The organism is Acinetobacter sp. CIP 64.7 (assembly GCF_000369745.1).
GTDB classification, from domain to species: domain Bacteria; phylum Pseudomonadota; class Gammaproteobacteria; order Pseudomonadales; family Moraxellaceae; genus Acinetobacter; species Acinetobacter fasciculus.
The window spans coordinates 1,874,909-1,901,363 of record NZ_KB850179.1; the positions used below are offsets into that span (position 1 = coordinate 1,874,909).

Here is a 26,455-nt window from a genome sequence, read left to right on the forward strand (position 1 = left end):
ATTTCGACTATTATTGAAACATGGAAACGATAAATGCTGTAGCCGCCCTGGCGGCCATCGCTCAAGAATCGCGCCTCGCGGTGTTCCGGCTTCTCGTCCAGGCCGGCCCCGCCGGCATGGCCGCCGGAAAAATCAGCGAAGCGGCCGGCATCCCGCCGTCTTCGCTATCCTTCCACCTGAAAGAGCTGGCACACGCCGGCATGGTCACGTCGCGGCAAGAAGGCCGATTTGTGATCTACGAGGCGAACTTTTCGACGGCCACTAACCTGGTGGCCTTTCTCACGGAAAACTGCTGCGGCGGCCAGGTGTGCAACCTGTCTTGCACCACGGAAGCCGGGAAGGTGTTGGCATGAGACTTCGCCATCTTTCCGACCCCGATTCTTTGCCCGCTTTGGACAAATCCTTTGCCATCGAGCGCCCGGCGCTCGGGCTGGCACCCGACGCCCCGCCGGTGCGTATCCTGCTGCTGTATGGCTCGCTGCGCGCCCGCTCGTTCTCACGGCTGGCCGTCGAGGAAGCGGCCCGGCTGCTGCAATTCTTTGGCGCAGAAACACGCATCTTCGACCCGTCCGATTTGCCGTTGCCCGATCAAGTGCAAAGCGACGATCACCCGGCCGTCAAGGAGCTGCGCGCCCTGTCCGAGTGGTCAGAGGGACAAGTCTGGTGCAGCCCGGAACGCCACGGTCAGATTACCAGTGTCATGAAGGCGCAGATTGACCATCTGCCGCTTGAAATGGCCGGCATCCGGCCGACCCAAGGCCGCACCCTGGCCGTGATGCAGGTATCCGGCGGCTCGCAGAGCTTCAACGCCGTGAACACCTTGCGTCTGCTCGGCCGCTGGATGCGAATGTTCACCATTCCGAACCAGTCGAGTATCGCCAAAGCGTTCCAAGAGTTCGACGCGGCGGGCCGCATGAAGCCCTCGCCGTACTACGACCGAATAGCCGATGTGATGGAAGAACTGGTGCGCTTCACGGCGCTGGTACGGCCGCACCGTGAAGCACTGACAGACCGCTATTCCGAACGGAAAGCGGCCGGCCACGTCATCGACGAGGCCACCGATCTTTCATCCATCGCCATTGCTCCCCAGCCACTACCAGAAAGCGAAACATCATGACCGAAAGAATCTATAACGTCCTCATCCTCTGCACCGGCAATTCGGCGCGCAGCATCATGGCCGAAGCTCTCATCAACACGATGGGGCAAGGGCGCTTCCGCGCCTACAGCGCCGGCAGTCACCCAACCGGCAAGGTCAATCCCTTCGCCGTCGAAAAGGTGGAGTCGGTGAATTACCCGACCGAGAATCTGCGCAGCAAGAGCTGGGACGAGTACGCCACGCCCGACGCACCGAAGATGGACTTCATCATCACCGTCTGCGACAACGCCGCCGGCGAAATGTGTCCGGTGTGGCCTGGTCAGCCGATCTCGGCGCATTGGGGATTTGAAGACCCGGCCGCCGTCGAAGGCACTGACGCCGAGAAGCGCCGGGCCTTAGAACAAACCTTCCGGCACATGATGAACCGCGTCCGCCTGTTCGTGAATCTGCCTCTCAAAATGCTTGACCAGACGGCCATCAAGCGCGAGCTGGCGAACATCGGCAAGACCGAGCAGGAAGCATGAGCGCCGGCGCACAGGCCATCGCCGCGAAGCCGCGCCAGGCCCCGATGAGCGGCTTCGAGCGTTACCTGACGCTGTGGGTGGCCCTGTGCATCGTCGCCGGTGTTGCGCTCGGCCAGGGCCTTCCTGACGTGTTCCAGGCCATAGGCCGCATGGAAGTGGCCCAGGTCAATTTGCCGGTGGGCCTGCTGATTTGGGTAATGATCGTCCCGATGCTGGTCAAGATCGACTTCGGGGCGCTGCACCAGGTCAAAGAGCATTGGCGCGGCATCGGCGTCACGCTGTTCGTGAATTGGGCCGTCAAGCCATTCTCGATGGCCCTGCTGGGGTGGCTGTTCATCCGACAAGTGTTCGCTCCGTTCCTGCCGGCCGATCAACTGGACAGCTACATCGCGGGCTTGATCTTGCTGGCCGCCGCGCCCTGCACGGCAATGGTGTTCGTGTGGAGCCGCCTTACCAACGGCGACCCGCTTTTCACGCTCTCGCAAGTGGCTCTGAACGACGCCATCATGATCGTGGCCTTCGCGCCCATCGTCGGCCTGCTGCTGGGCATGTCCTCGATCTCGGTGCCTTGGGACACGCTGCTGATTTCGGTCGTGCTCTACATCATCGTGCCGGTGATCCTGGCGCAGCTCTTGCGGCGGCATCTGCTCAAGCAAGGACAGGCCGCCTTTGAACGGGCCATGCAGAAGATCGGGCCGTGGTCGATGGCCGCGCTGCTGCTGACGTTGGTTCTACTGTTCGCCTTCCAGGGCGAGGCCATCATCCGGCAGCCGTTAGTGATCGCCATGCTAGCCGTGCCGATCTTGATTCAAGTGTTCTTCAATTCCGGGTTAGCCTACTGGCTGAACAAGCGGGCGGGGGAAAAGCACTCTGTCGCCTGTCCTTCGGCCCTGATCGGTGCCAGCAACTTCTTCGAGCTGGCCGTGGCGGCCGCCATCAGCTTGTTCGGTCTGCACTCCGGCGCTGCATTGGCAACCGTGGTCGGCGTCCTGGTCGAAGTGCCGGTGATGCTGCTGGTCGTGCGCGTGGTGAATCGCTCGAAGAGCTGGTACGAACGAGGTTGAACATGAGTAGGAAAAAACTGAGGAAATGATTGCAGATTGCCGCGCCGGCCGCTTCCTGGCGCATTCGATCACTGACCTGGAACACCTAGTATCCATGCTTGCTGAGGTCGCCCGATGACAGACCCAAAGAACCTAGAGAACAGGCTGCATGAGAAGGCCGACCCGGCCCGCGCCGTTTCCACTGGTCGGGTGCGCTACACACTGGCCGAACTACTGGCCGACGCGGAAGCATCCGGGGCTTACCCGCTGCCGCCGGAGGAACGCGAATGGATGGATGCGCCGTCTGTGGGTCGGGAATGGCCAAACAGTGAAGATTGAAAAAGGCGGCCAGTTCGAGTGGCCGCCCTTTCGTCATTAGCTGCACGCTTGGCGCAAGGCGTTCATTGCTTCTTGAAAATCAGCCTGTGTCGCCCGGCCCGTTTCAGCTTGGTAGTACACCACCATAAAAGCATTAGCGACGGCTTCGGCCAATGGCCCAAGGCTCCGCGCTTCCGCTTGGTTGATGTACTCCAAAGAAGAAAGAATAGCCGCTGCTTGATGCACTGCTTGCCCTGGTTCGATAATATGTTGTGTTGTCATAATTCACCTCTCCAGTAGGTGTTGATTGAAAGTGCCGGGCTGGTTGTGGCCAGCCCGGTGCGCCTACAGGTACAGCCCCGCCGCCTCCGCGAATGCTGACCGCTCATTCCTGCCGCCATTAACCTCAATACTTATCGGCTTAGTTTCGCTCTCTCTCATAGGGTCTGGCCGTGATACAAAAGCGGCTGTTTCTGTCTCTGCATCGACCTCGGTCGATTGATCACCCAGCGGCGAAATAAATACCTGGCTGACTTCTTCCCTTGGCGCTTCATCCAGGGCCGCCAATGCGGCCATGTATGTTGATGTCGTCATCGTGCTAACTCCTGACTTCGTTACTATCTGGGCCAGAATCGGCGCCCAAGCTATTGCCCTCGAACTGGCCAGATTGGCTTGCTTCTTTCGGCTCCATGCTTTCGCGTATCGAAGCAGCCAGTTTTCCGCCTGTGGTTTCGCTCACTCGCTCCTGGAATCCCTGCTTCACTTGAGAGCCGACACCCTTGGCTAACTCGGAGGCCGTGCCTGTGGCCAGCTTCGCGGCCTTGGCAAAGCCGCCACCGCTTGAGCTACTGCCGCTGTCACCAAAGCCAGCCGCTTGGGCGAATGGGCTACTGCCAGCAGTACCCGCTTCACCACCACCGTTTCCGCCACTGCTGACAACTGACCCCATGCTGGACATGTCACCGCCGGTTTCCATACTCGCTGATGCTTTCTGAAAAGCCGCTTGGAGTGCACTTGCACCTCCGGCTGCACCGGCTGCGGCACCCATAACCGCTTTACCTGCCAGGGCAGCGCCGCCAGTTGCCATACTGGCCGCCGTCACCGCCGCCCCAACTGCCGCACCCGCACCGAAGTTTCCAATTCCACCGGCTGCGCCAATACCACCACCAGACACAAGACCAGAAATCATCGGCGGAACTTTGTTGACCAAGAAAAGCAAGATGACCGATATAACCAACATCACGGCCAGTTCCTGGGATGCCATGTTCTCGCTGATTTGCGTGTAGTAGTGATTGATGAACTCTTTGCCAATCGCAACCAGAAGCACCATTGCCATAAGCTGTGCGGCCAGGCCCAGCACGGTCTTGTAGTAATTGATCGCCATGTCGGAAGTCCAACGACTTCCACCAAAGCCAAGGAAGAACACACCGGCATACAACAGAATCCAGGCTGATGCGAGCAACAGCAACAGGTTGACCGCAATCAACGCCAGGACAAACAAAACAGCCAGGGCCATTAGCTCCATGACCAGAGCAGTTGCCATCTGCCGCCATCCCAGCTCCGAGGTGGCCTGTACTGTGCGGTTGTATAACTCGAAACCAAGATCAAGGATGCTGGAGGGCCCAAGATTGCTATTGGAAAGTCCCCCCGCCTGCGCGCCCAGAGTTTGCAATGACTGAACAATCGTACCGGCGATATTCATGCCCTGGTTCGCATTCGTCAGCAACCACCAGAAAAAGCCGGTGAAGATCGTGAAGCGAACGAACTCCGCGAAGAACTCGCCAATGTCGGCCTTGCGCAAAGCCATCATGCCGAATGTCCAGACCATCGAAATCACAACCAGCGTCCAGAACAAACGCGATGCAGCGGACTCAATAGCTGGCCCCCATGTTGCGGCAGCATCATGAAAACGCTTGAGCACATCATTCATAACACCGCTGCTACTTAGCTCCTGCGCCATTGCAGGTTCAGCCAGCACCATTGTGGCGACCATCATCAAGCCACCTAGAGCAATTTTCTTTCTCATGGCGACCACCTCAATAATCATCTTTAGGGCTGGGCTTGAACTCCCACTGACGCATCTGCTTGGCCTTCTGGAATGCTCTGCATTCCTCGGTAAAGGCCTCTCGGTTCGCTTCGCTGCGCATTTCATTCAGTGCTGCCTGGAACGCATCGGGGGCACACGTCGCCGCATTTGGTTCGGGCATCCTTTCCTGTTCACATCCAGCCAACAACAGCAACGTAGCCGCGGTAGTAAAAAAGATTTTTTTCATCTCACCGCCTCCCTAGTAGTTGTCTGCCGGACTCGGGCGAAACGTCCAGGTACGCATTTGCTCGGCCCTGGCATCACCTCGCGCCTCGGCATCGAGTTCTGCTGCAATCCGGGCTGCCTCCGCGTTGTGTTGGGCGGTCAACATGGTGCGAATCTGCAAGAGCTGATTGGCCTGCTGGCTGGCGAGCTGGTTGGCGTAGCCGATGGCCTGTAGCTGGCCAGTTGCACCCTGGGCCGCGCCTTGCAGCCGCTCCAGGGTACGGGCGTCATCCTTCAAAGCCTTTTGCTGGTCGGCAACGGTCTGGAACAGGGCATCGTTGGCCTTCTTTTGCGACTCTGACGCCAGGCGGCGGTTCTCTTCCATCGCTGCCTTTTCGGCCGGCGTGCATCCGCCGCTGCCGTTGAAGCATGGCGAGCTGCGGTAATAGGCCACGTCCTGAAACTTGGCCAGGTAACGATCCAGGCTGCCTAGCTGGTTCTCGTAATAGGCCAGCGTGTTTTGCGCGGCAATCAGCCGGTTGATCGTAGTCTGCGCCTGATCCCAGATATACGCGGCTGGGGCCATCGTGTTCTGGAGCTGATTTTCGTACTGCTGCAACTGGGTCTGGTACTGCTCAATCTGCTTGAGCGTCTGCGCCACCGACTCGATGGCCGTCATGATGTTCTGGGCCAGGTTGCCGCCGTCGATGACGGGGATACCAGCTTGCACAGGGGCGGTGGTAGTGGTGATAAAGCCGGTTGCGAGTGCAACGGCTAGAGCGGTTTTTTTAGCCGCTAAAATTTTGGACTTCATGGTCGTACTCCGTCGATGAAAAGAAGGCATTGCCTTGACCAAGCGTTGTGCTTGTTCTCGGCAACGTTTCATCGAAGAGCTACGCCACTAGCTGATCGGTATTGCCCTTGGCGCTGAGGCCCGGACTTACAAACGTAAAACTACTCTGTTTTTTTATCGCTTTCGGACAAGCCAACTTCCCGGCCAATCTCTTCAAGCTCTAGCGGCTGTACTGCCGCCGTCAGTATTTCGCGTATTTCCGCGTCGGTGCTCCTATCGTTGAGCGCTGCTCGAACTTTCAACGCACGGTGCACCTCGGCGGGTAAATTCCTGATAAGCACATTTGCCATATCAATACCCTTTTGGTGTACCCGACAACCATGCTATCAAAGATATTAAAAATAGCAAGACCTATACTCTTGCAACCGGCGGTAGCCGATCAGCCCCGCAGGGCAGGATTCCCGTTGAGTGCCCCCGGCGCGAATAAGGGACAGTGAAGATAGATAACCGGCTTGCCGGTTAGCTAACTTCACCCATCCTGCCCGCATTTCACCCACTATTGAAAATCTAGCGCATATCGAACGTAAAGCGTTTTATCGTCAAACAAACACCGATTCTTGGCAACATAACCGTAATCGTCACCAAATCGGCCTGCAATCGACATAGTCGCTTCAAAATCGCTGCTCAATCGGCTTTAAATCGGAACCTAAAATGCCAACAATCGACACAAACCATTCGCCCCGATGGGGCGAGTTGGACGCCAAAAAAGAAGGGCATAACCCGCCCCTCAAGTGTCAATGAACACAAGAAATTTGCCTCCCCTCCCGTCATACCACTAAGGCGACGTATTGATACTTGAGGGGCAACCTTTCCTGATGTTGACACCTTCACGCAGGTTACTGGTTATGGGCGTCCAACACACACGGCTCATTCCTGCTTGGTAATAATAAGAATAATAATCTTCTTATTATTCTTACCGAACGAATGGGCACTGCTTAGCCATTTCACGTTTCGAGCCAAGGTTTCAGTACAGATAACTACAAGTGCACACAGCGGCCCTCCAGCACCGTTAGACGCAGATTCTGCTTCAGCTCATGGAATAAGGGACTCCGGGTTGTTTTCCCCTCTCACAAGGCGTTTCAGCGGCCACTGAAGCCGCCTTCTCTTCTTGGCGTTAAACCATCGGCCTATGGCCGATTGATAAAGCCCGCCAGGGCTTTATTGGCAAGGTCAGAACGCGCCCTCAAGGCGCGAGCTGCACCGCGCATGATGGATTATCTTTAGATAATCTTGGATGGATTTCCCAAACTGCCCGCAAAGCAGCGCACCGTCTGGGTTTTCCAAATTGGGACGGGGAACGTTACGACGGCAGAAGGGGAGCGTTACGACGGTAACAAGGGAACGTTACGACGGTAAACGGGTGCAGTTGCCGTGGGGCCAGGCCTCTTGATCTCCCATTTTCCCTTGGCGTATTCGTTCACTACCCAACCCACGGCGGCAAGTTCGGCCAGTGCCTTCCGGGCAGTCTGACGGCGTTTTTTCATAGCTTCGGCATTGGCTTCATCTGGCCAGACATAGCCGCAAAGCGTGTCCAGTTCCACGCGCCCGGATTTGCCGGGGTCGATCCAGCCGCATAGCCGTTGGTGCATCAGCCGTGCCGGATCAGTCTGTAGCACCCGCACTTCCGCCATGTCGATACGGGCATATGGACGATGCCCCAGGATCGCTTCGGCAATACGCGGATTCAGGGCAACCCATAGCCTGCCGTCCGTCTCGTCAAAAGCATGACTCATCAGGTGGAACGCGGCTTGCCGCCGTCCCTTCGTCACAAGGATGGTGACGTTCGACATGCGCAGCAGGCTGGCTTTGAGCGCCTTGATGTTGTCGCCGCTATCCGTCATGCCCGTTTCTGAGAGCAGTTTGGTCAGGCTCTCACGAACCACCAAGCCGTCTTGCTCAATGGCTTCGAAACGGGGTTCAAGGAATAGCCGTAGCTGTCGCCCCGTCTCACTGGTCGGTTCCGGGGTTAGCAAGATGCCGTTCGGGCCGCCAAGGGCCACGATGCCTTGCAAAAGACGCATATCATCGGCCCCGAGAGGTTCGAATCCGACGAAACGCATGGATTCGTCCTCGCCAAAGGTGTAGGTCACGTCCAGCTTGCAGCGTTTGCGATCGCCACGCTTGAGGCTGCGGAACAGGCCAGGTGCCAAACAGTGCGCGGGATCATGTCGGACGTGGGTCAGGTCATGCTTAGGCTTCTTCACGCTGTCTCCTTTTCACCTTGCACTGCCGCTCCAGTACAGCAGGCTTCAACACGCCGCCGTCGTGCCGTCTAAACCAGAGTTCTTGAAAAGGTGCGCCATAGTTGGCCTTGCTGACGCCAAAGCGGACAAAATACCCACGCTGACAATCATCGACCCCCAGTATCTCGGCCTCGCCTTGCGTCATGCCGGATAGGTACGATTGCCAACGGATGTTATCAACCAGTACGGACGATCCACGACTGGCCTGCTGTTGATCGCCCGACCCCATCATGGCTGCGCTTTTACTCGCGTGGTGCAGAAACACAATGGAGCAGCCTGTATCAGCGGCTATGGCCTCCATGTGCCCAACAACCTGCGCCATCGGCCCGCTAGCGTTCTCCTCCTCAATGTGGAAGCGCCGCAAAGTGTCCAAGATCATCAAGCGACGACCTTCAGCGGCTCGTTTGAGAGCATCGAACCAGCTAGCAGCCATGATGTTTGGGCATTTACCGATCAAGGGTTCAATGAGCAAACCATCAGCCACGGCTTGCCGTTCCGCTGCGCTGAGGTGTGCCCCAAGGGCGTGCAGACGATGGTGAATAGCGGCCGGTGGATCTTCAGCAGGCAGATAGACCACTTGCCCGGTGGGAAACTCGCCTATTTCAAGTAAATCAGGCCCGCCTGCAATCTGTGCAGCCAATTGAAGGGCCAACATGGATTTACCAGCCCCACCAGGCGACACAAGAGCACCAACAGTGCCAGCAACCATATTAGGCAGAACATAATCAATGGGTGGCGGCAATTCCGTGAAAGCCGCCATAAGATCAAGAGCCATATAACTAGCCCTCTATAGGGCCAGGTCGCGCAGCTTGATCACCCGATGATTTACGTGCCTCAATCCACTCTTCGACCTCTGACAAATCCCAGGCGACATTTCTACTGGTTAACGCGATACGGCGTGGAAAATCCCCTCGCTGCTCCAGGTTATAAATTGTTCGTGTCGAAAGCGGGATCATCTCCAGGAGCTTCTTCCTGTTGATGAGGGTCTTTATATTTTGCATGGGTCAATACCTCTCAAATGAATAGTTGCTATTCATCGAGTAGCTGCGCGAAGCAGCTAATCGGTAATTGACCTGCCCGATGCCAATGGCGGCCTTATTTATAAATTCACGGCATCAACTTCAATGCTATCAAAGATAGCAAAAACATCAACCCTTACTGCCTCCCGAAGTCCACTCATCAATCATATCGGCCCAATCCTGCAACATCGCCGCCCGCTGCTCGCGGTACTCAGCCTTGTTGTAGACAGCCCTCACGCCCTTCTGCTCGTGCGCCAGGCACTTCTCGATCCAGTCGGTGTTGTAGCCGGCCTCATGCAACAGCGTGCTGGCTGTGCGCCGCAAATCATGCGGTCCGAACTTGGTAAGTGACTTCCCATCTTTCTGCGCCGCCTTGTAAGTCAGCGTCAGCACCTGGTTAAGTGTGGCAGCGCTCATCGGCGCATCCGAGTCGTACCGTGATGGCAAAACGAAGTCGGAACCACCGGCAAAGGTTTTCATGGCAATGAAAATATCCAGAGCCTGCTGGGACAGAAATACCAGGTGCGGGTTACGGCGTTTCATCCGCTCCTTTGGAATCGTCCACAACGCTTCGCTGAAATTGATCTCGCTCCAGGTCGCATTGGTCAGCTCGCTCTTGCGCACCATCGTCAGCAATAACAGCTTGGCCGCCGCACGGTTTGTTGGGCTTGTGCCCACTCGCTCCATGTACTGGTACATCAGCCCAATTTCTTCTGGCGTCAACGCTCGGTCACGTGGCTCGAATCGAGCGATGCTTGTTGGGCGCACCAGTTCTGCCGGGTTTTCGACCTTCTGCCCACGCTCGATGGCCCAGCGAAATACCTGCAACACGATTTCACGCACATGAACGGCGGTGGCCGGTGCGCCTCGCTCAACAATGGCATCAGCCAGCGCCCGCAAGTCTTCGTGGGTGATCTCCACCAGCTTCTGATTGCTGAATTTCGGCTTCAGCTCACGCTCATAAACCGAGCGGCGCATATCGCGGGTGGAGTCGGCCATCTGGTAGCCACGCAGCCACTTCTCCGCCCAGGCACCGAACGTCTCTGCATCTTTCACCCGCGCCTTGTCTCGGGCTTTCTCCTTGGCCGGCGACTTGCCCGCCGCAACCATCTTCTTGGCGTCACCCAACAGCTCGCGGGCTTCGGCCAGGGTGATGCCACCGACACCATAACGCCCAAAGGTGATGGTCTCCTGCCGACCGTTGATTGAGTAGTTGTAACGGAACGAGATGGAGCCGGCTGGAGTCACTGCCACATAGAGACCTTCCCGGTCATTCACTTTGTAGAGTTTGTCCCTGGGCTTGAGATTGCGCAGCTTGGTATCGGTCAGCATGTACCTTGTCCTTCTTCGTCTCCGATACCATGCTGAAAAAATCTCGAATTTATCGTATTTTTTCTTACGAAACAGTAACTTATAGAATATTAATACCATGAACACACAAAAGAACGCAGCATGGTATCGGCATCAATCATGGCATCGCCAAACCATAATACCAGCTTTAATGCCATGCTCAAACGGTGCTTGGCGCTTCCTCCCGTTGCCAGATCGTGCCAAACACAAACAAAAAAAAGCCCGCAATTACGCGGGCTTAGCGGCATTTCATGCCATCAGGTGCCTGGCTGTGCCAGACGCGGAATCATTCCATTACCATCATGAATACATTGACCGATATTTTGAATCGCCCTAGGAAATTAAGACCCGAATGCTTGTTGATAGTTGGTGACTCAAATATGGGCAAAACAACCATCATTCATGAGTTTGCTAGACAGTATTATACAAAAACCGTGAGTGATGCCGACATGGATTTATTGTCCGTGACCAAGCCTGTTTTGCCAATACTTGCTCCTGCAAAAGCTAATGTTAAAGAACTCTATATTAATATTTTAAATCACTTCTTTGTGCCATTTCGGGCAAGTGATCCTGAAGCAAAATTACGAAATCAAGCAGTACACTTGATGCGTAAGTATGAGACAAAAATGCTGATTATTGATGAAATTCATAATTGTTTAACAGGTTCAGCCAAATTGCTTCCTGAAGTCATGAATACGCTCAAGAATCTCAGCAATGAATTGAGTCTGAATGTCATTGGTGTTGGTACTCGTGAAGCAATCACCATACTGCATACTGATTCGCAATATGCCAGTCGTTTTGATGTGGTGAATTTACCAAAATGGGAACTCAACCAAGATTTTTTAAGATTATTAATGAGCTATGTTCGACTATTGCCGTTAAAAAAACAGTCTAATCTTGCATCTAAAGAGATTGCCACGTTGATTTTTGAAGTATCAGGCGGAAATTTGGGGGATTTAAACCGATTACTGGTCGAGTGTGCCAAAGAAGCCATTTTACAAGGTGAAGAAGAAATTACATATGACATTGTCCATAAGTTTAAATGGCTTAAACCGACTGAAGGTTTAAGAAATATTAGAAATATAAATCTCAGCGTACTTTAGCTTTAAATTGTTTATGGGGGGGGAAGATGAGTCAATCTGAACCACGGTGGTATATCAGAACTCCGATTCAACAGGACGAAATATTCTCATCGTGGTTGATTCGATCCGCCTTAGATGTAGGTTGCTCACCTATGGTTCTCGTTGAGGCCTTATGGGGGAAATGGAGAGCTTTAACGATTGATTTAGACAAAGGAGTAGATGCAGAAAAGTTTGATGCTCTGTTATCTCATAGTATTGAGACAAGGCAGAATATACAGCAATCGATGTTGAGTAGCTTTGTTTCTGAGATACAGCCAAATTATGATCCAAAGCAAACTATCCCTTGGGTTTTGTCCTTGGGCACACGAAACCGTTCAAATACCTCAGGTCGGCAAGTGTGTGTTGAATGCTTAAAAAGTCGTGAAAATCCGCCTTATTTTCGTTTAATGTGGCGCATGGGATGGCATTGTAGTTGTGATCGGCATCAGGTAAGTTTAATCGATCATTGCCCTGAATGCGGTGTGACGCTCCAAGCATTTAAAACTGATTTGGAACATGGTTGCTTGGCGATCTGTACAGCATGTGGTTTTGACTTAAGGCATTGTAAGCAAAGCCAAAATATCAATTTAAACTCTTTAAACTTCCAAAATAAAGCGGATCAGGTTTTAAAACAAAAAGTTGGCTTTTATAATCAATCAATTATTACCTCTCAAGAATGGTTTGAAATTGCTCGTGTATGGCTCAGTGAGATTAGATTTTTGATCAATACATCCAATAAAAATGTGATTCAATTGTTTGAAAGTTTTGATGTAAATTTACATCTTTCACATCCAGTTACCCCATTAGCATTTGAATATCTGAATACTCAGGAGCGAATAGTTTTGCTTTCAATATTGGATCAGATTATGGATATTCCATGCGACTTATTGGTACAGCGTTCAAATGAGTACGGAATCAGTCATGCAAACTTTTGGGATAAGCGTAAGAAGTTGCCTGTTCAGCTTCAACAGATGAAAGATTTAATGATTAAGCCTACAAGACGTTATCCCGTCTCTCGTGCAGCAATAACTGTTACCAAGCCGAAATCCAAAGCCAGTGTACAACGTCAATGGTTAAATTTATTAAGGAGAAGCAATAATAGTGGAGCTAGGCTTATTGACTGAAAATGTTACTGAGCATGACTGTCATGGATGCAATCAGGCTGTTTCATTCATAAAAAAAAGATATAAAGGCAAGAAATATTGTTCGACTTGTTATGCTCGTATCTTTAAAAGACGCATATGTTCAGGCTGTGGTGACTTTGCTCGGCTCCCTAGGGATGATGAACAAGCTATTTGTAATGAATGTATTAAGAAACAGCCCTGTATTCGATGTAATCAGAGTAATAAGCCGATTGGTAAGCTGACCGAGTATGGTGTTGAACCGTACCGAGTTTGTCGGAGACTTTTTTATTTAAGTTAGGCCACCTGACCTAACGGGTTAATCTTATCATAGTACATTGCTTCAAAATCAAAAGGTGATACATAACCAAGTGCACTGTGTATACGCTTTTTATTGAACCAATCCACCCAATTCAATGTGGCAAGTTGTACATCAGCTAAACCCTGCCAATCTGCTTTTAAATATTCAATCACCTCAGTTTTGTATAAGCCATTCACCGTTTCAGCCAAAGCATTATCGTAAGAATCACCAGTTGTACCGACTGATGCTCTTAAATTTGCTGCTTCTAAACGATTAGTATAGCGAATGGAGAGATATTGAACCCCTCTGTCAGAATGATGAATAACATTCTTTGGCATACCTCGATCATGCAATGCTTGCTCCAATGCATCGAGCACCATATCCGTATTCATGCGTGTCGATACCTTCCACCCAACAATTGCTCGTGAGAACACATCAATAATAAATGCGGTATACACCCAGCCTGAATTGGTTTGAATATAGGTGAAGTCAGCAACCCACAAGTGATTAGGGTGATCAGCTTTAAAATTACGTTTCACTAAATCATCTGCTCGTTTTTGATCATCTCGGCTACGGGTGGTTTGTTTATTCTTACCACGCCAAACACCTTGTATGTTTAGCTTTCGCATCAAGCGAACTACTGTGCAACGTGCGATCACATAGCCTTCACGTCTCAGTTGTTGCCATACTTTACGTATGCCATATCGGCCTAAACTTTCCTTCCAAATACGTTTAATTTGCTCTGCATGATGTAAATCATGCAGAGCACGTTTCGCTCGAAATTCTGGATTATTAACGAGATCTAAAGTCCGGTAATAGGTTGATGCTGCGATGGGTAATATTCTACAAATCGCATCAACACCGTATAACGCTTTATTGTTATGAATGAAATCCACCATTATTTGTATGGGCGGTCGAGCTCCGCCTGGGCGAAAAAAGCGGCTGCTTTGCGTAGAATTTCGTTAGCGCGTTGCAGTTCTTTATTTTCACGTTCGAGTTGTTTAATACGCTCTTGATCTGAAAATTGTTGTACTTTGATTGGGTTTTGTTGATCTAAATATTTTTGATACCAAACACGCAGCGTTTCAGGAGTACAACCAATTTTAGGAGCAATTGCGGAAACTGCTGCCCAGTTCGATGGATAATCTTTTTCGGATTCAATCACAAGTTGAACCGCTCTTTCTCTGATTTCAGGGGTATATTTTAATTTTGTCATCGGAATAGTCTCTCAGAATATTGACTCTCCGACAAACCCGGTACGGTTCATGTGGTCTGTAATAGTTGTTCCGTGTATTTTAGACCTATTGAGCCTTGTGAGCGATGTGGTACACCATCACAAAAATTGACTCGAATTTCACGATTTAATGACGATCTACGGGTATGTCCCAAATGTTCGACAAGAGATTACGAAACTTGTCCATTGTGTCAGAAACATCGTTTACTGGAATCTGATGCATCAGGACAAAAAGCCTGTAAAAAATGTAGAGATAATCCTCAGAAATCTTGTATGTCATGTCATCGTATGATTGCAGCAGGTTGTGCTGATCTCTGTGCTGATTGCTATTGGCATAAAAGCTTATGGAATAAATTTGATCAAAATCAGAATGCATTTGAGTTTACTTACTTAAAACAGCAGTATGAGAGCTATATAGACTGGTTAGAAAAGAAAGTCGGATCGCATAAAGCTACGTTATATATAAATAAACATACCCATTTCTTTTTGAAAACAGAAGTGAATTGGAACCAATCCGTACCTACACCAATGCAGTTGTTAGCAGTATTACGAAGCAGTGGGCTTAGAAAATTTGAATTGGTGATGCAATGGCTTGAAGAGATGCATGGCATTCAAGTAGATACGGATAACAAAAAAGGTTGTTCAGAACGAGATCAGATGGAAAAGCTTGTGCAAAGTATTTTACAACCATCTTTGGCGTATGATGTTGTATTTGGATACAAGAATAAATTAGAAGAAAAAATCAAACGAGGCGATACCTCAATACGTTCAGCTCGGTTGGCAGTAAAGCCTGCTGTTGCGTTGATGCTGTCAATCGGGTCAGAAAGTACCCAATTACCAAATTTGGAACATATCAAGGCGTATTTGGCTGACTATTCGGGACAAGCTGCTGCGCTTACGGGATTCATTAATTTTCTAAATGAGAATTATGGCACTTCCATTGATTATTTAAAGTTGAAAAAGTCTGATTTTTTAAGGATTAAGCAGAAACAAAAATTAGAAAAGGCGATTGTTGCATTAGCTCAAACTGATCTAAGTAACCGTGAAGAATTGATCGGATGGGTTAGAAATGGTCTTAGGTATTTCCATCAACTTTCTTACATTGATTCTTTAAAAGTTAAAGTTGAAATGATTACAGAGGTAAATAATGGTTTTGCTGTAAGATTTAATGAGCAATCATATTGGCTGCCAAACAACCAATAATTGATTGAAAAGAATTAAAAGAGAAGCCCAGCCTATTTAATAAGCTGGACAAATTTTATGTAAATTTCAAACAGTTAAACGTGTATTTTAATTGCTCAATTGATCGGTATCTAAAGCGTTCAGCATGGGCTTGCATTTGCTCCATAAGTGCAGGAGCAGTTAAACCTTCTGGGTCGCCCAGCCAGTTACCTACTTCAGTGGTCGTTGTTAATTGATCACCAAGTTGTATAAATGGAAAGTGATTACTAATCTTTAGATGGAAACATTCTGGGAATCAATCGTGTATAAATTGGTAGAAAACAAAGTTCAACAATTGTTTGCGTTAGAATTACAGCAGGGATAATAGGCATACTTCCAGGTACTACTAGAGCTAATGGTAGGATAACCAAAGAATTTCGATATGATGCTGAAAAAGATACAGCTCTTGCAGAACTAGACTCCAGTTTGAACAAGGATGCGATAGCCCAGCCTATAAAGGGAGCAATAATGGCAAAGGCGATGTAAATTGGTAAAGCCTGAAGAGCAGCACTCTGAGCGAGTCCAATTTGAGGCGTCACTGATGCAAGCACAATAAACAGAACAAGTGCTGTAGCGGGTACAGGCAGTAAATTTAAAGGTGCGGAAAGCGTAGCCAATGATTCACTTTTATTGCTAATAAACTGAACAATGCCTGCAAGTGTCAGGGGTACAATAATAAACCAAATGAAAGCATGTAAAAATGGTTCCATTTCGACAAGCTGTGATACCTCATCACCTAATAATGTTCCAAGGTAGACTGGAAGCAGAATCATTTGAATAAGTAATAATATTGGTGTCATTGCAAGCAGTAACCTCGCATTACCTTTTCCCACATGTGTAAAGGTAATCACATAATCAATGCAAGGAGCTAAGAGTACAAATAAAACAGCCAGCCGAATCAATGGATTTTCAGGTAGAAACTGGATTAGGCCTGCGGTGATAGCAGGTAAGGCAATAAAGTTGGTAATTAATAAAGCAGAAATGAATTTTAGGTTCTTAAATGCTTTACCTATTTCAGCAATGGGTACCTGTAAAAAAGTGGCAAATAACATTAATGCCAATGCTGGATTAATTGCACTTTCTAAACTACTTACCCCACTTATAGTTAGCCCAAAAATGGTTCCAATAAATATCGTAATAAAGTAGATCTTGACTTGATGGTCTTCAAGTAAGCTGCGTAGATTTTCCATAGGTGTGTTTGCTCAGGTATATGGAGAGGACAGAAAACTATTCTCCTATTTTGATATAACCCTCGGTCGGTTCACCTGTACATTTAGCAAACAACTCAATTGCTTTGTCGCAATATTCACAATGCCCTTGGCAACAGTCATGCATCAGGAATGCAACGAGATCTGCTAGAGTAGACCAAATTGCACAATAGATAATTTGCCGACCCTCTCGGCGACTGTAGATCAGCCCTGCATTTTCCAAATGACTTAAATGAAAAGAAATTCTTGATGGTGCTGCGCCATCTAGTGCCTCAGCAATTTGTCCTGAAGCCATGCCTTCAGCACCAGCGACCACAAGTAAACGCACAATTCGTAAGCGTGTTTCTTGAGATAAAGCCGCAAAGGCACTTAAGGCGTTTTTTTCTAACATTGAATTTCCAGTATTCTCGTCTTTAAAAGATTGTAGGACGTCACAAGCATTGCTGCAAGTTTACTCAACATACGGGCTAACAAGCGTCTATTATATCTTCTATATAATGATCCACTGTTCGTAAACTATGAGTCAAAATGATTCAATTAATCAGGAGAAAGCTGGCTTTCTTTCTCCATCTTAGCCCCAGTAATAGGAAGCTAGTTGATAAGTGAAAAAGGCCATTAAGTATGCAAGGGCAAACATATAGACCACCATAATTGTCACCGTTCGCATAGAGCCAGTTTCTCTTCGTATGGTGGCTAAAGTTGCCAAACAGTTGGGTGCATAGATAAACCACACCAGTAAAGATAAGCCTGTCGCTAGTGACCAGCCTGTACCATCGGCTGTGATCAAGTTGACCAGTGTTTCTGCCTGAGCATCTTCACTGCCAGAGAGCGCATAAACTGTACCTAGGGCAGCAACAACCACTTCACGGGCAGCAAGTCCAGGTATCAGCGCAATAGTAATTTGCCAGTTGAAACCGATTGGTGCGAATATTGGTTGTAGAAGATGTCCAAGCATGCCTGCAAAACTATAATCTATCGCTGGTAACGTGGCGTTTTCTGGAGGTGTTGGAAATGTACACAGAAACCAAAGAAGAATGGTTAGTGCAAAGATGATTCCGCCCACACGTCTGATGAATATCCAGGCACGTTCATAAACCCCAAGGAAAACACTACGCCAGTTAGGCATTCGATAAGCAGGTAGTTCCATTAGGAATAAGCTATTTTCCTTATTCTTTCTAAACAGTTTCATCACCAGTGACACAACCAATGCACTGACAATTCCTGCAATATAGAGTCCAAATAGTACAACTCCCTGCAAGTTAAAAATACCTGCAACAGTTTGATTTGGGATGAACGCTGCGATCAATAAGGCATAAACAGGTAGTCGTGCTGAGCACGTCATGAGGGGAGCAACCATGATCGTCGCAATACGGTCGGTACGATCAGTGATAGTTCTTGTTGCCATAATGCCAGGGATTGCACAGGCAAAACTGGAAAGAAGAGGAATAAATGCTCGACCACTTAAACCTGCACTTACCATAAGCTTATCTAATAAAAAGGAGGCACGGGGAAGATAGCCTGACTCTTCTAGTACAAAGATAAAGAAGAACAAAATCAGAATCTGGGGTAAATAAACAATAATACTTCCCACTCCTCCGATAATGCCATCAACGACAAGACTATTTAAAAGGGGTTGGGTGATGATACTTCCGAGAAATTCACCAATAAAACTAAATAGATTCTCAAGCATCTCAATGAATGGATTTGCCCAAGCAAATACGGCTTGGAATACGATAAACATAGTGATTGCTAGAATAAGAAGTCCAGCAATAGGATGAAGTAAAATCTTATCTAGAAACTCTGTTCGGGTATCAACTTTACCTTGATCTGTAATCGTGGTTGCTAGGACATATTCAATATGTTTTTGTGGGGAATCAATCTTGGCAGTGAAATCAGTATGAGGGGTGTGAAAGACTTCCTTATCTAGGGCATCTATCAATTGGGTTAAACCTGAGCTTTTGACAGCAACTGTTTCAACCACAGGAACACCCAAATGCTGAGATAATTTTTCGATATTAATCTGAATGCCTCGACGACGAGCTTCATCCATCATGTTTAAAACAACTAATACGGGACGGCCTAGAGCCAGTACTTCTAAAACTAATCCTAAATGAAGTTTTAGATTTGTAGCATCTACGACACAAATGAAAGCATCTTGTTGTGCCTCTTCTGTAAGACCGTTGCAAACATCACGAGTAATTGCTTCATCTGGGCTTGTTGCAGATAAACTATATGTACCAGGAAGATCAAGTATTCGTACTTTATTGGATGAGGGAAGTGTAAAATGCCCAACTTTTTTCTCAACTGTTACACCAGCATAATTTGCAACTTTTTGACGTGTACCAGTTAAATGGTTAAATAATGAAGTTTTACCACAATTTGGATTACCAACTAAGGCAATTCTCAGGTCGGTTGTCATGAATTAAGTCCTTCAACATAAATACATTTAGCTTCTGACTTTCTTAAAGCAAAACGAGTAAATCCAATTTGAACGAGAATAGGGTCACCACCAAAGATTCCTTTAGTAATGACACGAACTTCTGCTTGTGGAATAAAACCTAATGTTTCTAGACGATTTGATAAGATTAAAGAAGCTTGAACTTTCGTTACGATAGCCCTTTGTTGTGCGTTTAAATCAGATAAGTACATAGGATAGCTAAACCTTAAATAATAATGCTAATGATTCTTGAAACGAACACTGATTATGCATTTCCTATCTTCAAGATATTGATATTAATTGATTTATATCGACGGAGATTAAGTTTGAAAAGTATCAAATGAGCTAATTTATATTATTAGCTAAGACCTTGATGCTTATGACAGGAAACAATACTAGAAATATTAACTTCCGATGCACGGTTACTTTAGAAATAATATTTCAATATTTCAACAACTATTGAATTGTAAAAAAAGGTTAGGATTCTTGCAACTCCTTTATGAAGTACCTTTCTTATTTTTAGTACGACAGTTTTTTGTAATTTAATAAAAATCAATTAATTAATGTTGAAAATAAATTTTTAAATCTATTTTTCCACTCATCGGGAGTAGCAGATGAATGTTTAATCGAAATAATTTTTTTGGTAAAACTTTCACAACGTAGCGTCCATTTTTTAATTCCTTTTGCATTCTCAAGCTCTATACATATATTTTTTATTTGCTCACGGGTTAACTTATGTGGTGACACGATAATAAAAGCACAGAATGCTTCATGGCTTTTATTTTTATGTATATCAATTAAATAATATTGATCATGCTGATCTTTCAATTCCAGTTTTAAAAATAACAATTTCCTTCCAAATTCTGCATCAATCCAAGATGGATGCTTTGGTTGAGGAACGAGTTTCTTTATTTGAAGTAAGTTGAATCCGTGTATCTCATTCCCCAATATATCAATTGAATACACACGTTCTAATGGAGAGGTTGTATCTAGTGTTAAATGGTTAAGTGATTGAATAATATATTGAATATCAAAGCGTTCATCTCTGCTAGGCGGATTATCAGTTGTTTCAGACTTTTTAGTTTTAGTATTTTTATTGCCATATGGTTCATCAGATGATGTTTCAACATCCTCTGATTTATCTGAATATGGATGATTGGATGTGCCAACTTCAATTGGGTCATTGGCTGGTTCATTAAAAGAATACTTCAAAATATTTTGTGTATTTCCAGTTTCCACATCAGAACGCTTACGGTATTCACCGCTTGTTCTTGATGGTGGTTTTTGTGTATTGATATGCTCATTTTTATTTTGACTTTTTTCACGAGGACGAGGGTTTTTTTCATCAGTTTTTGAAACAGTATTGGTAAGGTCTTTATTGACATCAATCATGTGATCGTTAATAGGATCAAATTTTTTCACTCTAGTAATAAAAAAACGTGTCTTATTGTCATCTAGCCAAATTCCTTCTGCTTCAAGAAAAAGCTTTGTAGGATGTGGCGGATATACAATGGGGTATCTTATGCCTGTGCCATGCTGAAGATGATGAAACTCAGTAACTTCCATACTTCGTTGAATTTTATCGACTATCGTCTGCACATATGGATTTAAGGCTAGATTAGCCAGAAATATAATTGCTGTTTCGCCAATATCTTCATATGGCTTTCTGATTTTTATTTTATATTCAATATTATCATTCTCAACTTCTGTTGTATAAGATTCTAAAAAGCGGTTAATGATAGATTGGCCTGAAGTGCTTAATAAGAGTCCCCGAATATCCTTCCGATTGACGAATAAGCTATGCAAAATATGGATTGAGGAAGTGATGACTTGAGTTCCATCATTAGAATGCATTAAGCAGTGATTCACTTTCCGATATGAATCATTGGTGTATTTAGTGAATGGATAGCCTTGTAGAACATAATCAACTTTATTGGGAAGAAAATAGTTTTTTAATGGAATGTAGTACTCTGACGTATCCGGAATTTTGTCTGAAAGTTTTATGTTCCTCGGTTTATTATTGCTGAAGTCGAAAGAAAATCGTTTTGTGATGAGTTTTCCTGAAAATCTATAAGTGTAATTGGTCAGAACATTCCCGTCCCAAATACTGCCATGTTGAACAGCATCAAGATCAAGTACGGGAACAAGGAATGTTGAGCACTTATCTAAAAATAACCATTGATCACTTTTTCTAATCTCAATTAATAACACTTCAACAAAAGGATTAGTTGAGTCGTTATCTTCGTTTCGAACGAGTCCACCATATCGATAAACCACTCGACTAATATTATCATTTGGGAAACAATCAATAGTCGTTATTTTATCATTATTAACAGGCATATATTTTTACAAAATGAAAAATTAAAGCTTATAGATAATATACTTTTTATTCTTGCTCTAGTTTATTTGTGTAAACTCTGATTTATTTGTGGAACTGACAACTTCCCTCTAAAGATAACGTAACGTTAACTTTGGAGATACAAGAAATGGCTAAACGCTTTAGTCCAGAATTTAAACAGCAAGCAATTGATTATGCACTTTCAAACTCACACGAGTCTGTAGCTGCAGTCGCCCAGAAATTAGGTGTGGGTTATTCAACATTAGATAAATGGATTCGTGAAACCAATCCAGCAGGTTCAAGCAAACGTCAACTTTCACCAGAACAACAGCGGATCTTGGAATTAGAGAAAGAAGTCAAACAGCTCAGGGAAGCCAATGACATCTTAAAAAAAGCGCATGTGTACTTTCTGACAGATCATGCCAAGAAAAGTACACGGTAATTCAAGATCTAGCGGTGAATAGAGTCACTGTATCTTCTGTCTGTAAATGCTTGGGTGTCAGCACTTCAGGCTATTATGCCTGGCGAAAACGCCAGGCCAATACAGCGCAGAAATATAATGATTTAAAAGCCGCATATTGGCAGCATCATGCACGATTGGGTGCACCTTCATTGGTACATGACATGCATGATTTAGGTTACAGCATGAGTGAACGCACTGTTGGAAGAATGCTGAAAAAGCTGGGTTTACGCAGCAGGATTGCGCGTAAATACAAGCATACGACTGATTCAAACCATCGTTTGCCTACAGCACCCAATTTGTTAGAGCGTCAATTTACAGTCATTCAGCCTAACAAGGTTTGGACAACGGATATTACCTATATCTGTACCAAGCAAGGTTGGCTGTATTTATGTGTGATGCTGGATCTATTTAGTCGTCGTATTGTGGGGTGGCAAACCAGCCATCGAATAGACCGTCAATTGGTGTGTGATGCGTTTCATTATGCAATGGCTCGTCAGGGGTATCCAACGGGTGTCATGGTACATTCGGATCAAGGCTCACAGTACTGTAGTCGTGATTTTAGAACGCTATTATTAACGAATAACTGTATTCAAAGCATGTCACGCAGAGGGAACTGTTGGGATAATGCAGTGACCGAAAGCTTTTTTCATACATTGAAAGGTCATGTGGTACATGACAGTGTGTTTGCCACTCGAAAAGAGGCGAATGCTGTCTTGTTTGACTATATTGAGATTTATTACAATCGGGTCAGAAGGCATTCTGCAAATGGTTGGTTAAGCCCAGAAGCTTTTGAACAGAAATATTTTAAGAATTTAGAGGGATCGGTTGTCTACAATACTGTCTAGGATCACAGTAATAAGCATGCTGATGGTGGTGGGCTGTATCTTTTCATTCATAAGAACGGCTCAAAATATTGGCGTTTAGATTACCGCCGTCCAATCAGTCAAAAACGAAATACCTTAGCCTTGGGCGTCTATGATGAAGTCACCCTAGAGAAAGCACGTCTAAAACGTGATGAAGTAAAGCGCATGCTTGCTGATGGTATTGATCCCGCAGAGGAACGTAATCACCATAGGGATGAACTTAGAGCCAAGCTAGAGAATACGTTTGAAAAGTTTGCCCTTGAGTGGCTTAAGATTCGTGAGCTTGAAGGCAAAGTAGACCGAGAAACAATCCGCAAACTCAATCGTGATATTTTGCCGTTCATTGGCAAATTACCTGTGACTGATTTAAGTGTCGAACAGCTTGAGCGTGATGTAACGAATAGCCTTGTAGAACGTGGTGCACTCGAGTCGGCTCGCCGTGTTAAATCTATTATGGGTATGGTTTTAAAACTTCCGTTTAAACGCCGTCTGATCACGTATAACCCAGCTTATGACATTACCTTACCCAAACCTATTAAAGGTAATCATAACGCCGTAGTAAGCGAATCAGAGCTTAAAACAATGCTCCAAAAGATTTGGCGATATCATGCGGAGAGTCCTCGTGCACGTTTAAGAACAGAGCTTGCGTTGAAGCTTTCAGCATACATCTATCAACGTCCAAATGAGATCCGTGAATTGCTATGGGAGCACGTCGATTTTGAGAATCAGCGTCTTTGCTTTCGTGCATCTAAGACACATCAAGAACACATCGTTCCCCTCTCTCGTCAAGCTTTTGACATTTTGAAACAGCTTGAAGATATGCGGACAACCTCAGCATTTGTCTTTCCGAGTGTGAAGTCACATCATGAAAGCATGAGTGAGGACACGATTCGTCAAGCACTCAATAGACTTGGCTATAAAGGCAAGCACACGGCGCATGGCTTCCGAGCAACGGCGCGCACAATCTTAGGTGAAGAGCTTGAATATCGAGTAGATATTATTGAGCACCAATTAGCGCATACGGTACGTGATCCCAATGGCACTGCTTACAACCGTACTAAGTTTTTACGCCGTAGACGTGAGCTGATGCAGTTGTGGGCGGACTATTTGGATACTTTACGTCAAGGTGGAGATGTTTCTGTATTTAAACCCAACCAAGAAGGAAATATTATTCCATTTCTTCAGGCGAAATCGGCGTAAATAAAATGGTTGCTCAAGAATATATCGGATTGGATGAAGCAGTAAAGAGAAGTAAATTGTCTCTAAGTGAGTTCACTGAGTTAATTCAAAAGAATATTCTGAGCATTTACGTAAAACTAATCGATGGCTGTATAGCTTTAACTAGTGATAGCAAATCTGAAAATGATTTTAGAAGTTTTTCCATTATTGGTCTAAAGATTATACAGCCTTCAAGATCTATCTTTTTAAGACCTCATCCTTCTTATCATACCGATATATGTAAACTTATTCTCGGTGAAAAATCTCTGTTAAAGATTTCATGTGTCACCTCAGCAAAGAGAACTTTCATTCTGCTACAAGACTGTGATCTAGAAATAATAGAAAACTCAACTGTATTTTATAAACAATGGTACTGGTTTAAAAATAAAAAAATACCTAAATTAAAATTCCCTAATAGTGAAATACACAAACAAATTCTAGAAAACCCTTTTCCAATACTGATCCAAGATCTTGAAAAGCTCAATTTAGAAGTGTTTCAACTGATAGGTAAAGCAAGAATATTTATCTCTACATATAGCCTCAATGACTATTTACAGCAATCCAATGAAAGTATTCCTACTAAACAAAATATTAAGGGTAAAACATTAAGAAAAAATGAAGCCCAATTATTAGCAAGACAATTAGCTCAATCTAGTTGGGAGTACGAAATGGAAAACTATTCTATTAAATCAAAACCTTTAAATATGGCTAGAGCGATCCGAAAACATTTTGAAAAATATCATTCAGATCTCTACAAAGAAACTGCCAGTGATACTTCCGTAAAGGATTGGATAAAAGACCTTTGTCCATATAAAGAATCATATGGTGCACCTCAAAAAAATGCTCAACTGCCTGAAATAATATCGGTTGAATATACTTAATCTATATTACCGTCACCTTACTTACTAATAAAAATAAATGCCTTATCTATGATTGCCCTACAACGAAACACCCCATCAGAAGTTGTAGGAGCAATTCATGTCCCCACAAGATCCAAACATCTATAAACGCTTACTTGAGCGTGACTATTGGCGAATCTGCCAACTCGCCACAACAGCCGAACACAAAGAACGCATCTATAAAACCTCAAAAGGCTTGGAGCGACGGATCAAAGCTCGCCCTCCTTCGGTCGGCATCTTACCTTTAGGTCGATCGACCATCTATGACTTAGTCCGTAAAGGCGAGATGCCCGCACCTGTACGCTTGAGCGAGCGTGTTAGCGCATGGCGTACTGCTGACCTAATTGAATGGCTTGAGTCGAAACAGTAATGCAAAACGAATTATTTACAACTTGGGAATCCGCAAGGTTTTTAGCCCAATGGCTACCTCTACGCTCTCAAAAGGCTTGGTATCGGTATCTGATGATTAATCCCTCTCAATATCGATATCAAGATGGATACAAACTCAATGTCCAAGTCATCAACGGCGAAAGACGATACTCAACTGCTGTTCTTACAGCTTTCGTAAATGCTCATTTCAACAAAACCAAATGAGCCAAACAAGGAAGATACATCATGGAAAAAATGACACAAACAATCACTCAGTTCAAAGATACATTGGTTCAAAAAACACTGGACTCATTACTGCATGAGGGTCAAAGCTTATTTGATCTCACTACAGCAGATGGAATCAAAAATGCAGTTCACTATTTTATTGAATATCACTTCCAACAAGTAATTGAGAGTGGTCAATATCGTATTGCCAATGCAGAAGACCATCGAGTAGATAACGGAGAACTTATCTAATGCTGTCTTCTATTATTTCTCATGAGCAGTCCGTTGAATTGTTAGAAGACAATGAGATTCTTCACAAATATGAATCTACAGCTTCTACAACCTACTTTTTAATTTTTCAGGGTCAGGAGGCTGTGCTCATTAACACAGCCATTGAAAATTACTTTGTTACAACAGGACGTTAAAGCATGAGTTCATTAAGTAAAACCGAAGTCATTATGAAAGATGGCTCTACAGCCTTAGCGGTTGATGTACTAGATACGCTCATTAGCTCTGAAGTCAAAAATACCATTGCTCAAATCACTCATGAATATGATCTCAGCAATACTAAGGACATCATGACCTTAAGTGAAATGATTGCTTACTACCTAGAAATCAGCACTGGTATCTATATTTATCCCAAACAAGAGAGGTGGTCCCACTTGTTTGAACAACTAAAAGCGTATTTATAAGTGATATTCCGCTCTAGTTAAGCCACCTTGTTTTGTTGGGGTAGCTGA

General features: G+C 45.9%; 30 protein-coding genes, 4 pseudogenes and 1 other annotated feature. Of the genes and pseudogenes, 16 read left to right on the forward strand and 18 right to left on the reverse strand.

Annotated elements, in window-relative coordinates; genetic code table 11:
- Window positions 1-20: 20 nt before the first annotated feature.
- The 5 genes from F890_RS15535 (at window position 21) to F890_RS15555 (ending at window position 3,002) form a co-directional block, all read left to right on the forward strand.
- A complete protein-coding gene (locus F890_RS15535; RefSeq protein ID WP_000447876.1) occupies window positions 21-353 on the forward strand; it encodes an ArsR/SmtB family transcription factor in 333 nt (110 codons plus the stop codon).
- Window positions 350-1,117: an arsenical resistance protein ArsH gene (arsH, locus tag F890_RS15540; protein ID WP_001239389.1), complete on the forward strand. Its 768-nt coding sequence runs from the start codon at window positions 350-352 to the stop codon at window positions 1,115-1,117. Before F890_RS15535 ends, arsH begins: the two co-directional genes overlap by 4 nt.
- A complete protein-coding gene (locus F890_RS15545) occupies window positions 1,114-1,620 on the forward strand; it encodes an arsenate reductase ArsC (RefSeq protein ID WP_005267611.1) in 507 nt (168 codons plus the stop codon). Before arsH ends, F890_RS15545 begins: the two co-directional genes overlap by 4 nt.
- Window positions 1,617-2,684 (forward strand): ACR3 family arsenite efflux transporter, encoded by a 1,068-nt coding sequence (gene arsB / locus F890_RS15550; protein ID WP_001272375.1) that lies wholly within the window; start codon window positions 1,617-1,619, stop codon window positions 2,682-2,684. The genes F890_RS15545 and arsB overlap by 4 nt, the downstream gene beginning before the upstream one ends.
- A gap of 114 nt (window positions 2,685-2,798) precedes the next feature.
- On the forward strand, window positions 2,799-3,002 hold the full coding sequence (locus F890_RS15555; RefSeq protein WP_000131871.1) for a hypothetical protein: 204 nt from the start codon (window positions 2,799-2,801) through the stop codon (window positions 3,000-3,002).
- 36 nt (window positions 3,003-3,038) lie between these two features.
- Here the strand turns inward: F890_RS15555 and F890_RS15560 are convergent, their stop codons facing one another.
- From F890_RS15560 to F890_RS18935, 11 genes are all read right to left on the reverse strand, one after another.
- Window positions 3,039-3,263 carry a type I toxin-antitoxin system ptaRNA1 family toxin gene (locus tag F890_RS15560; protein ID WP_000211355.1) on the reverse strand — a complete coding sequence of 75 codons (225 nt, stop codon included), beginning with the start codon at window positions 3,261-3,263 and terminating at the stop codon, window positions 3,039-3,041.
- 63 nt (window positions 3,264-3,326) lie between these two features.
- Window positions 3,327-3,575, reverse strand: a complete 249-nt coding sequence (locus F890_RS15565) for a hypothetical protein (RefSeq protein WP_000213809.1) — start codon at window positions 3,573-3,575, stop codon at window positions 3,327-3,329.
- Between the two features lie 4 nt (window positions 3,576-3,579).
- Window positions 3,580-5,007: a P-type conjugative transfer protein TrbL gene (gene trbL, locus F890_RS15570; protein ID WP_001405816.1), complete on the reverse strand. Its 1,428-nt coding sequence runs from the start codon at window positions 5,005-5,007 to the stop codon at window positions 3,580-3,582.
- 10 nt (window positions 5,008-5,017) lie between these two features.
- Window positions 5,018-5,254: an entry exclusion lipoprotein TrbK gene (gene trbK / locus F890_RS15575; RefSeq protein WP_000718002.1), complete on the reverse strand. Its 237-nt coding sequence runs from the start codon at window positions 5,252-5,254 to the stop codon at window positions 5,018-5,020.
- A gap of 12 nt (window positions 5,255-5,266) precedes the next feature.
- Window positions 5,267-6,046, reverse strand: a complete 780-nt coding sequence (gene trbJ, locus F890_RS15580; protein WP_000836966.1) for a P-type conjugative transfer protein TrbJ — start codon at window positions 6,044-6,046, stop codon at window positions 5,267-5,269.
- 140 nt (window positions 6,047-6,186) lie between these two features.
- Window positions 6,187-6,375 (reverse strand): FitA-like ribbon-helix-helix domain-containing protein, encoded by a 189-nt coding sequence (locus F890_RS15585; RefSeq protein WP_000024442.1) that lies wholly within the window; start codon window positions 6,373-6,375, stop codon window positions 6,187-6,189.
- 1,032 nt (window positions 6,376-7,407) lie between these two features.
- Complete coding sequence (repC, locus tag F890_RS15590; RefSeq protein ID WP_000743064.1) at window positions 7,408-8,289, reverse strand: replication protein C, IncQ-type; 882 nt, start codon at window positions 8,287-8,289, stop codon at window positions 7,408-7,410.
- Complete coding sequence (locus F890_RS15595; RefSeq protein ID WP_001162384.1) at window positions 8,276-9,103, reverse strand: helicase RepA family protein; 828 nt, start codon at window positions 9,101-9,103, stop codon at window positions 8,276-8,278. Before F890_RS15595 ends, repC begins: the two co-directional genes overlap by 14 nt.
- Before the next feature lie 4 nt (window positions 9,104-9,107).
- Entirely contained in the window at window positions 9,108-9,329 is a 222-nt protein-coding gene (locus tag F890_RS15600; RefSeq protein WP_001179606.1) for a helix-turn-helix transcriptional regulator, read from the reverse strand.
- A 147-nt stretch (window positions 9,330-9,476) separates the two neighbouring features.
- Window positions 9,477-10,679, reverse strand: coding sequence for a tyrosine-type recombinase/integrase (locus tag F890_RS15605; protein WP_000954590.1), 1,203 nt, complete (start codon window positions 10,677-10,679; stop codon window positions 9,477-9,479).
- Window positions 10,680-10,768: 89 nt separating this feature from the next.
- Window positions 10,769-10,945 carry a hypothetical protein gene (locus F890_RS18935; RefSeq protein ID WP_001131288.1) on the reverse strand — a complete coding sequence of 59 codons (177 nt, stop codon included), beginning with the start codon at window positions 10,943-10,945 and terminating at the stop codon, window positions 10,769-10,771.
- Window positions 10,946-10,987: 42 nt separating this feature from the next.
- On the opposite strand from F890_RS18935, the pseudogene F890_RS15610 reads away from it, so the two are divergent.
- From F890_RS15610 to F890_RS19175, 3 genes and pseudogenes are all read left to right on the forward strand, one after another.
- Window positions 10,988-11,800: pseudogene (locus F890_RS15610) on the forward strand (TniB family NTP-binding protein); the annotation flags it as partial.
- 26 nt (window positions 11,801-11,826) lie between these two features.
- Window positions 11,827-12,942 (forward strand): TniQ family protein, encoded by a 1,116-nt coding sequence (locus F890_RS15615; protein WP_017397630.1) that lies wholly within the window; start codon window positions 11,827-11,829, stop codon window positions 12,940-12,942.
- A pseudogene (locus tag F890_RS19175) lies at window positions 12,935-13,198 on the forward strand (transposase); the annotation flags it as partial. The gene F890_RS15615 and the pseudogene F890_RS19175, both read left to right, overlap by 8 nt.
- Before the next feature lie 38 nt (window positions 13,199-13,236).
- On the opposite strand, the gene F890_RS15620 reads toward F890_RS19175, so the two are convergent.
- Window positions 13,237-14,456, reverse strand: a protein-coding gene (locus F890_RS15620) for an IS3-like element ISAba18 family transposase (RefSeq protein ID WP_085944194.1) whose coding sequence is annotated in 2 segments (ribosomal slippage) — window positions 13,237-14,180 and window positions 14,180-14,456 — 1,221 coding nt in all. Because the reading frame shifts where the segments join, the coding sequence is not laid out codon by codon here.
- Window positions 14,065-14,181, reverse strand: a sequence feature (AL1L pseudoknot). (Overlaps the previous gene by 117 nt.)
- A gap of 51 nt (window positions 14,457-14,507) precedes the next feature.
- On the opposite strand from F890_RS15620, the gene F890_RS15630 reads away from it, so the two are divergent.
- Window positions 14,508-15,677: a transposase gene (locus F890_RS15630; protein ID WP_223292180.1), complete on the forward strand. Its 1,170-nt coding sequence runs from the start codon at window positions 14,508-14,510 to the stop codon at window positions 15,675-15,677.
- A 112-nt stretch (window positions 15,678-15,789) separates the two neighbouring features.
- Here the strand turns inward: F890_RS15630 and F890_RS18675 are convergent.
- From F890_RS18675 to F890_RS15655, 6 genes and pseudogenes are all read right to left on the reverse strand, one after another.
- Window positions 15,790-15,906: pseudogene (locus F890_RS18675) on the reverse strand (thioredoxin-disulfide reductase); the annotation flags it as partial.
- A 16-nt stretch (window positions 15,907-15,922) separates the two neighbouring features.
- Window positions 15,923-16,885: an arsenic resistance protein gene (locus F890_RS15635; protein WP_000429438.1), complete on the reverse strand. Its 963-nt coding sequence runs from the start codon at window positions 16,883-16,885 to the stop codon at window positions 15,923-15,925.
- A gap of 37 nt (window positions 16,886-16,922) precedes the next feature.
- Entirely contained in the window at window positions 16,923-17,294 is a 372-nt protein-coding gene (locus tag F890_RS15640) for an ArsR/SmtB family transcription factor (protein ID WP_000890580.1), read from the reverse strand.
- Window positions 17,295-17,474: 180 nt separating this feature from the next.
- On the reverse strand, window positions 17,475-19,322 hold the full coding sequence (feoB, locus tag F890_RS15645) for a ferrous iron transport protein B (protein ID WP_000205686.1): 1,848 nt from the start codon (window positions 19,320-19,322) through the stop codon (window positions 17,475-17,477).
- Window positions 19,319-19,552, reverse strand: a complete 234-nt coding sequence (locus F890_RS15650) for a FeoA family protein (RefSeq protein ID WP_000281347.1) — start codon at window positions 19,550-19,552, stop codon at window positions 19,319-19,321. Before F890_RS15650 ends, feoB begins: the two co-directional genes overlap by 4 nt.
- A gap of 340 nt (window positions 19,553-19,892) precedes the next feature.
- Window positions 19,893-21,680, reverse strand: a complete 1,788-nt coding sequence (locus tag F890_RS15655; protein ID WP_001144971.1) for a hypothetical protein — start codon at window positions 21,678-21,680, stop codon at window positions 19,893-19,895.
- A 146-nt stretch (window positions 21,681-21,826) separates the two neighbouring features.
- Here F890_RS15655 and F890_RS15665 point away from each other — a divergent pair.
- The 7 genes and pseudogenes from F890_RS15665 to F890_RS15695 all read left to right on the forward strand — a co-directional run bounded on the left by F890_RS15665 (window position 21,827) and on the right by F890_RS15695 (window position 26,407).
- A protein-coding gene (locus tag F890_RS15665; protein WP_122365491.1) for an IS3 family transposase occupies window positions 21,827-22,986 on the forward strand; the annotation gives its coding sequence in 2 pieces (ribosomal slippage) (window positions 21,827-22,061 and window positions 22,061-22,986; 1,161 coding nt in all).
- A gap of 6 nt (window positions 22,987-22,992) precedes the next feature.
- Window positions 22,993-24,204 (forward strand): annotated as a pseudogene (locus F890_RS15670) (tyrosine-type recombinase/integrase); the annotation flags it as partial.
- Between the two features lie 5 nt (window positions 24,205-24,209).
- The gene (locus F890_RS15675; protein ID WP_005267619.1) at window positions 24,210-25,103 is read left to right on the forward strand and encodes a hypothetical protein; all 894 of its coding nucleotides are present in this window, start codon (window positions 24,210-24,212) and stop codon (window positions 25,101-25,103) included.
- A 97-nt stretch (window positions 25,104-25,200) separates the two neighbouring features.
- Window positions 25,201-25,491, forward strand: coding sequence for a helix-turn-helix transcriptional regulator (locus tag F890_RS15680; RefSeq protein ID WP_005267621.1), 291 nt, complete (start codon window positions 25,201-25,203; stop codon window positions 25,489-25,491).
- A gap of 245 nt (window positions 25,492-25,736) precedes the next feature.
- The gene (locus F890_RS15690) at window positions 25,737-25,967 is read left to right on the forward strand and encodes a hypothetical protein (protein WP_005267622.1); all 231 of its coding nucleotides are present in this window, start codon (window positions 25,737-25,739) and stop codon (window positions 25,965-25,967) included.
- Entirely contained in the window at window positions 25,967-26,140 is a 174-nt protein-coding gene (locus F890_RS18855) for a hypothetical protein (RefSeq protein WP_005267625.1), read from the forward strand. The genes F890_RS15690 and F890_RS18855 overlap by 1 nt, the downstream gene beginning before the upstream one ends.
- A gap of 3 nt (window positions 26,141-26,143) precedes the next feature.
- A complete protein-coding gene (locus F890_RS15695) occupies window positions 26,144-26,407 on the forward strand; it encodes a hypothetical protein (protein ID WP_005267627.1) in 264 nt (87 codons plus the stop codon).
- Window positions 26,408-26,455: the final 48 nt, after the last annotated feature.

Excerpts from the sequence above, each read along its gene's own strand:
- arsH (WP_001239389.1), top strand. The coding sequence starts at position 350 with ATGAGACTTCGCCATCTTTCCGACCCCGATTCTTTGCCCGCTTTGGAC.
- F890_RS15655 (WP_001144971.1), bottom strand. The coding sequence starts at position 21,680 with ATGCCTGTTAATAATGATAAAATAACGACTATTGATTGTTTCCCAAAT.
- F890_RS18855 (WP_005267625.1), top strand. The coding sequence starts at position 25,967 with ATGCTGTCTTCTATTATTTCTCATGAGCAGTCCGTTGAATTGTTAGAA.
- F890_RS18935 (WP_001131288.1), bottom strand. The coding sequence starts at position 10,945 with ATGCCGCTAAGCCCGCGTAATTGCGGGCTTTTTTTTGTTTGTGTTTGG.
- arsB (WP_001272375.1), top strand. The coding sequence starts at position 1,617 with ATGAGCGCCGGCGCACAGGCCATCGCCGCGAAGCCGCGCCAGGCCCCG.
- F890_RS15535 (WP_000447876.1), top strand. The coding sequence starts at position 21 with ATGGAAACGATAAATGCTGTAGCCGCCCTGGCGGCCATCGCTCAAGAA.
- trbL (WP_001405816.1), bottom strand. The coding sequence starts at position 5,007 with ATGAGAAAGAAAATTGCTCTAGGTGGCTTGATGATGGTCGCCACAATG.
- F890_RS15560 (WP_000211355.1), bottom strand. The coding sequence starts at position 3,263 with ATGACAACACAACATATTATCGAACCAGGGCAAGCAGTGCATCAAGCA.
- F890_RS15635 (WP_000429438.1), bottom strand. The coding sequence starts at position 16,885 with ATGGAAAATCTACGCAGCTTACTTGAAGACCATCAAGTCAAGATCTAC.
- F890_RS15650 (WP_000281347.1), bottom strand. The coding sequence starts at position 19,552 with ATGTACTTATCTGATTTAAACGCACAACAAAGGGCTATCGTAACGAAA.
- F890_RS15615 (WP_017397630.1), top strand. The coding sequence starts at position 11,827 with ATGAGTCAATCTGAACCACGGTGGTATATCAGAACTCCGATTCAACAG.
- F890_RS15680 (WP_005267621.1), top strand. The coding sequence starts at position 25,201 with ATGTCCCCACAAGATCCAAACATCTATAAACGCTTACTTGAGCGTGAC.
- F890_RS15640 (WP_000890580.1), bottom strand. The coding sequence starts at position 17,294 with ATGTTAGAAAAAAACGCCTTAAGTGCCTTTGCGGCTTTATCTCAAGAA.
- F890_RS15545 (WP_005267611.1), top strand. The coding sequence starts at position 1,114 with ATGACCGAAAGAATCTATAACGTCCTCATCCTCTGCACCGGCAATTCG.
- F890_RS15675 (WP_005267619.1), top strand. The coding sequence starts at position 24,210 with ATGGTTGCTCAAGAATATATCGGATTGGATGAAGCAGTAAAGAGAAGT.
- F890_RS15565 (WP_000213809.1), bottom strand. The coding sequence starts at position 3,575 with ATGACGACATCAACATACATGGCCGCATTGGCGGCCCTGGATGAAGCG.
- F890_RS15600 (WP_001179606.1), bottom strand. The coding sequence starts at position 9,329 with ATGCAAAATATAAAGACCCTCATCAACAGGAAGAAGCTCCTGGAGATG.
- F890_RS15695 (WP_005267627.1), top strand. The coding sequence starts at position 26,144 with ATGAGTTCATTAAGTAAAACCGAAGTCATTATGAAAGATGGCTCTACA.
- feoB (WP_000205686.1), bottom strand. The coding sequence starts at position 19,322 with ATGACAACCGACCTGAGAATTGCCTTAGTTGGTAATCCAAATTGTGGT.
- F890_RS15690 (WP_005267622.1), top strand. The coding sequence starts at position 25,737 with ATGGAAAAAATGACACAAACAATCACTCAGTTCAAAGATACATTGGTT.
- F890_RS15585 (WP_000024442.1), bottom strand. The coding sequence starts at position 6,375 with ATGGCAAATGTGCTTATCAGGAATTTACCCGCCGAGGTGCACCGTGCG.
- F890_RS15595 (WP_001162384.1), bottom strand. The coding sequence starts at position 9,103 with ATGGCTCTTGATCTTATGGCGGCTTTCACGGAATTGCCGCCACCCATT.
- trbK (WP_000718002.1), bottom strand. The coding sequence starts at position 5,254 with ATGAAAAAAATCTTTTTTACTACCGCGGCTACGTTGCTGTTGTTGGCT.
- F890_RS15555 (WP_000131871.1), top strand. The coding sequence starts at position 2,799 with ATGACAGACCCAAAGAACCTAGAGAACAGGCTGCATGAGAAGGCCGAC.
- trbJ (WP_000836966.1), bottom strand. The coding sequence starts at position 6,046 with ATGAAGTCCAAAATTTTAGCGGCTAAAAAAACCGCTCTAGCCGTTGCA.
- F890_RS15605 (WP_000954590.1), bottom strand. The coding sequence starts at position 10,679 with ATGCTGACCGATACCAAGCTGCGCAATCTCAAGCCCAGGGACAAACTC.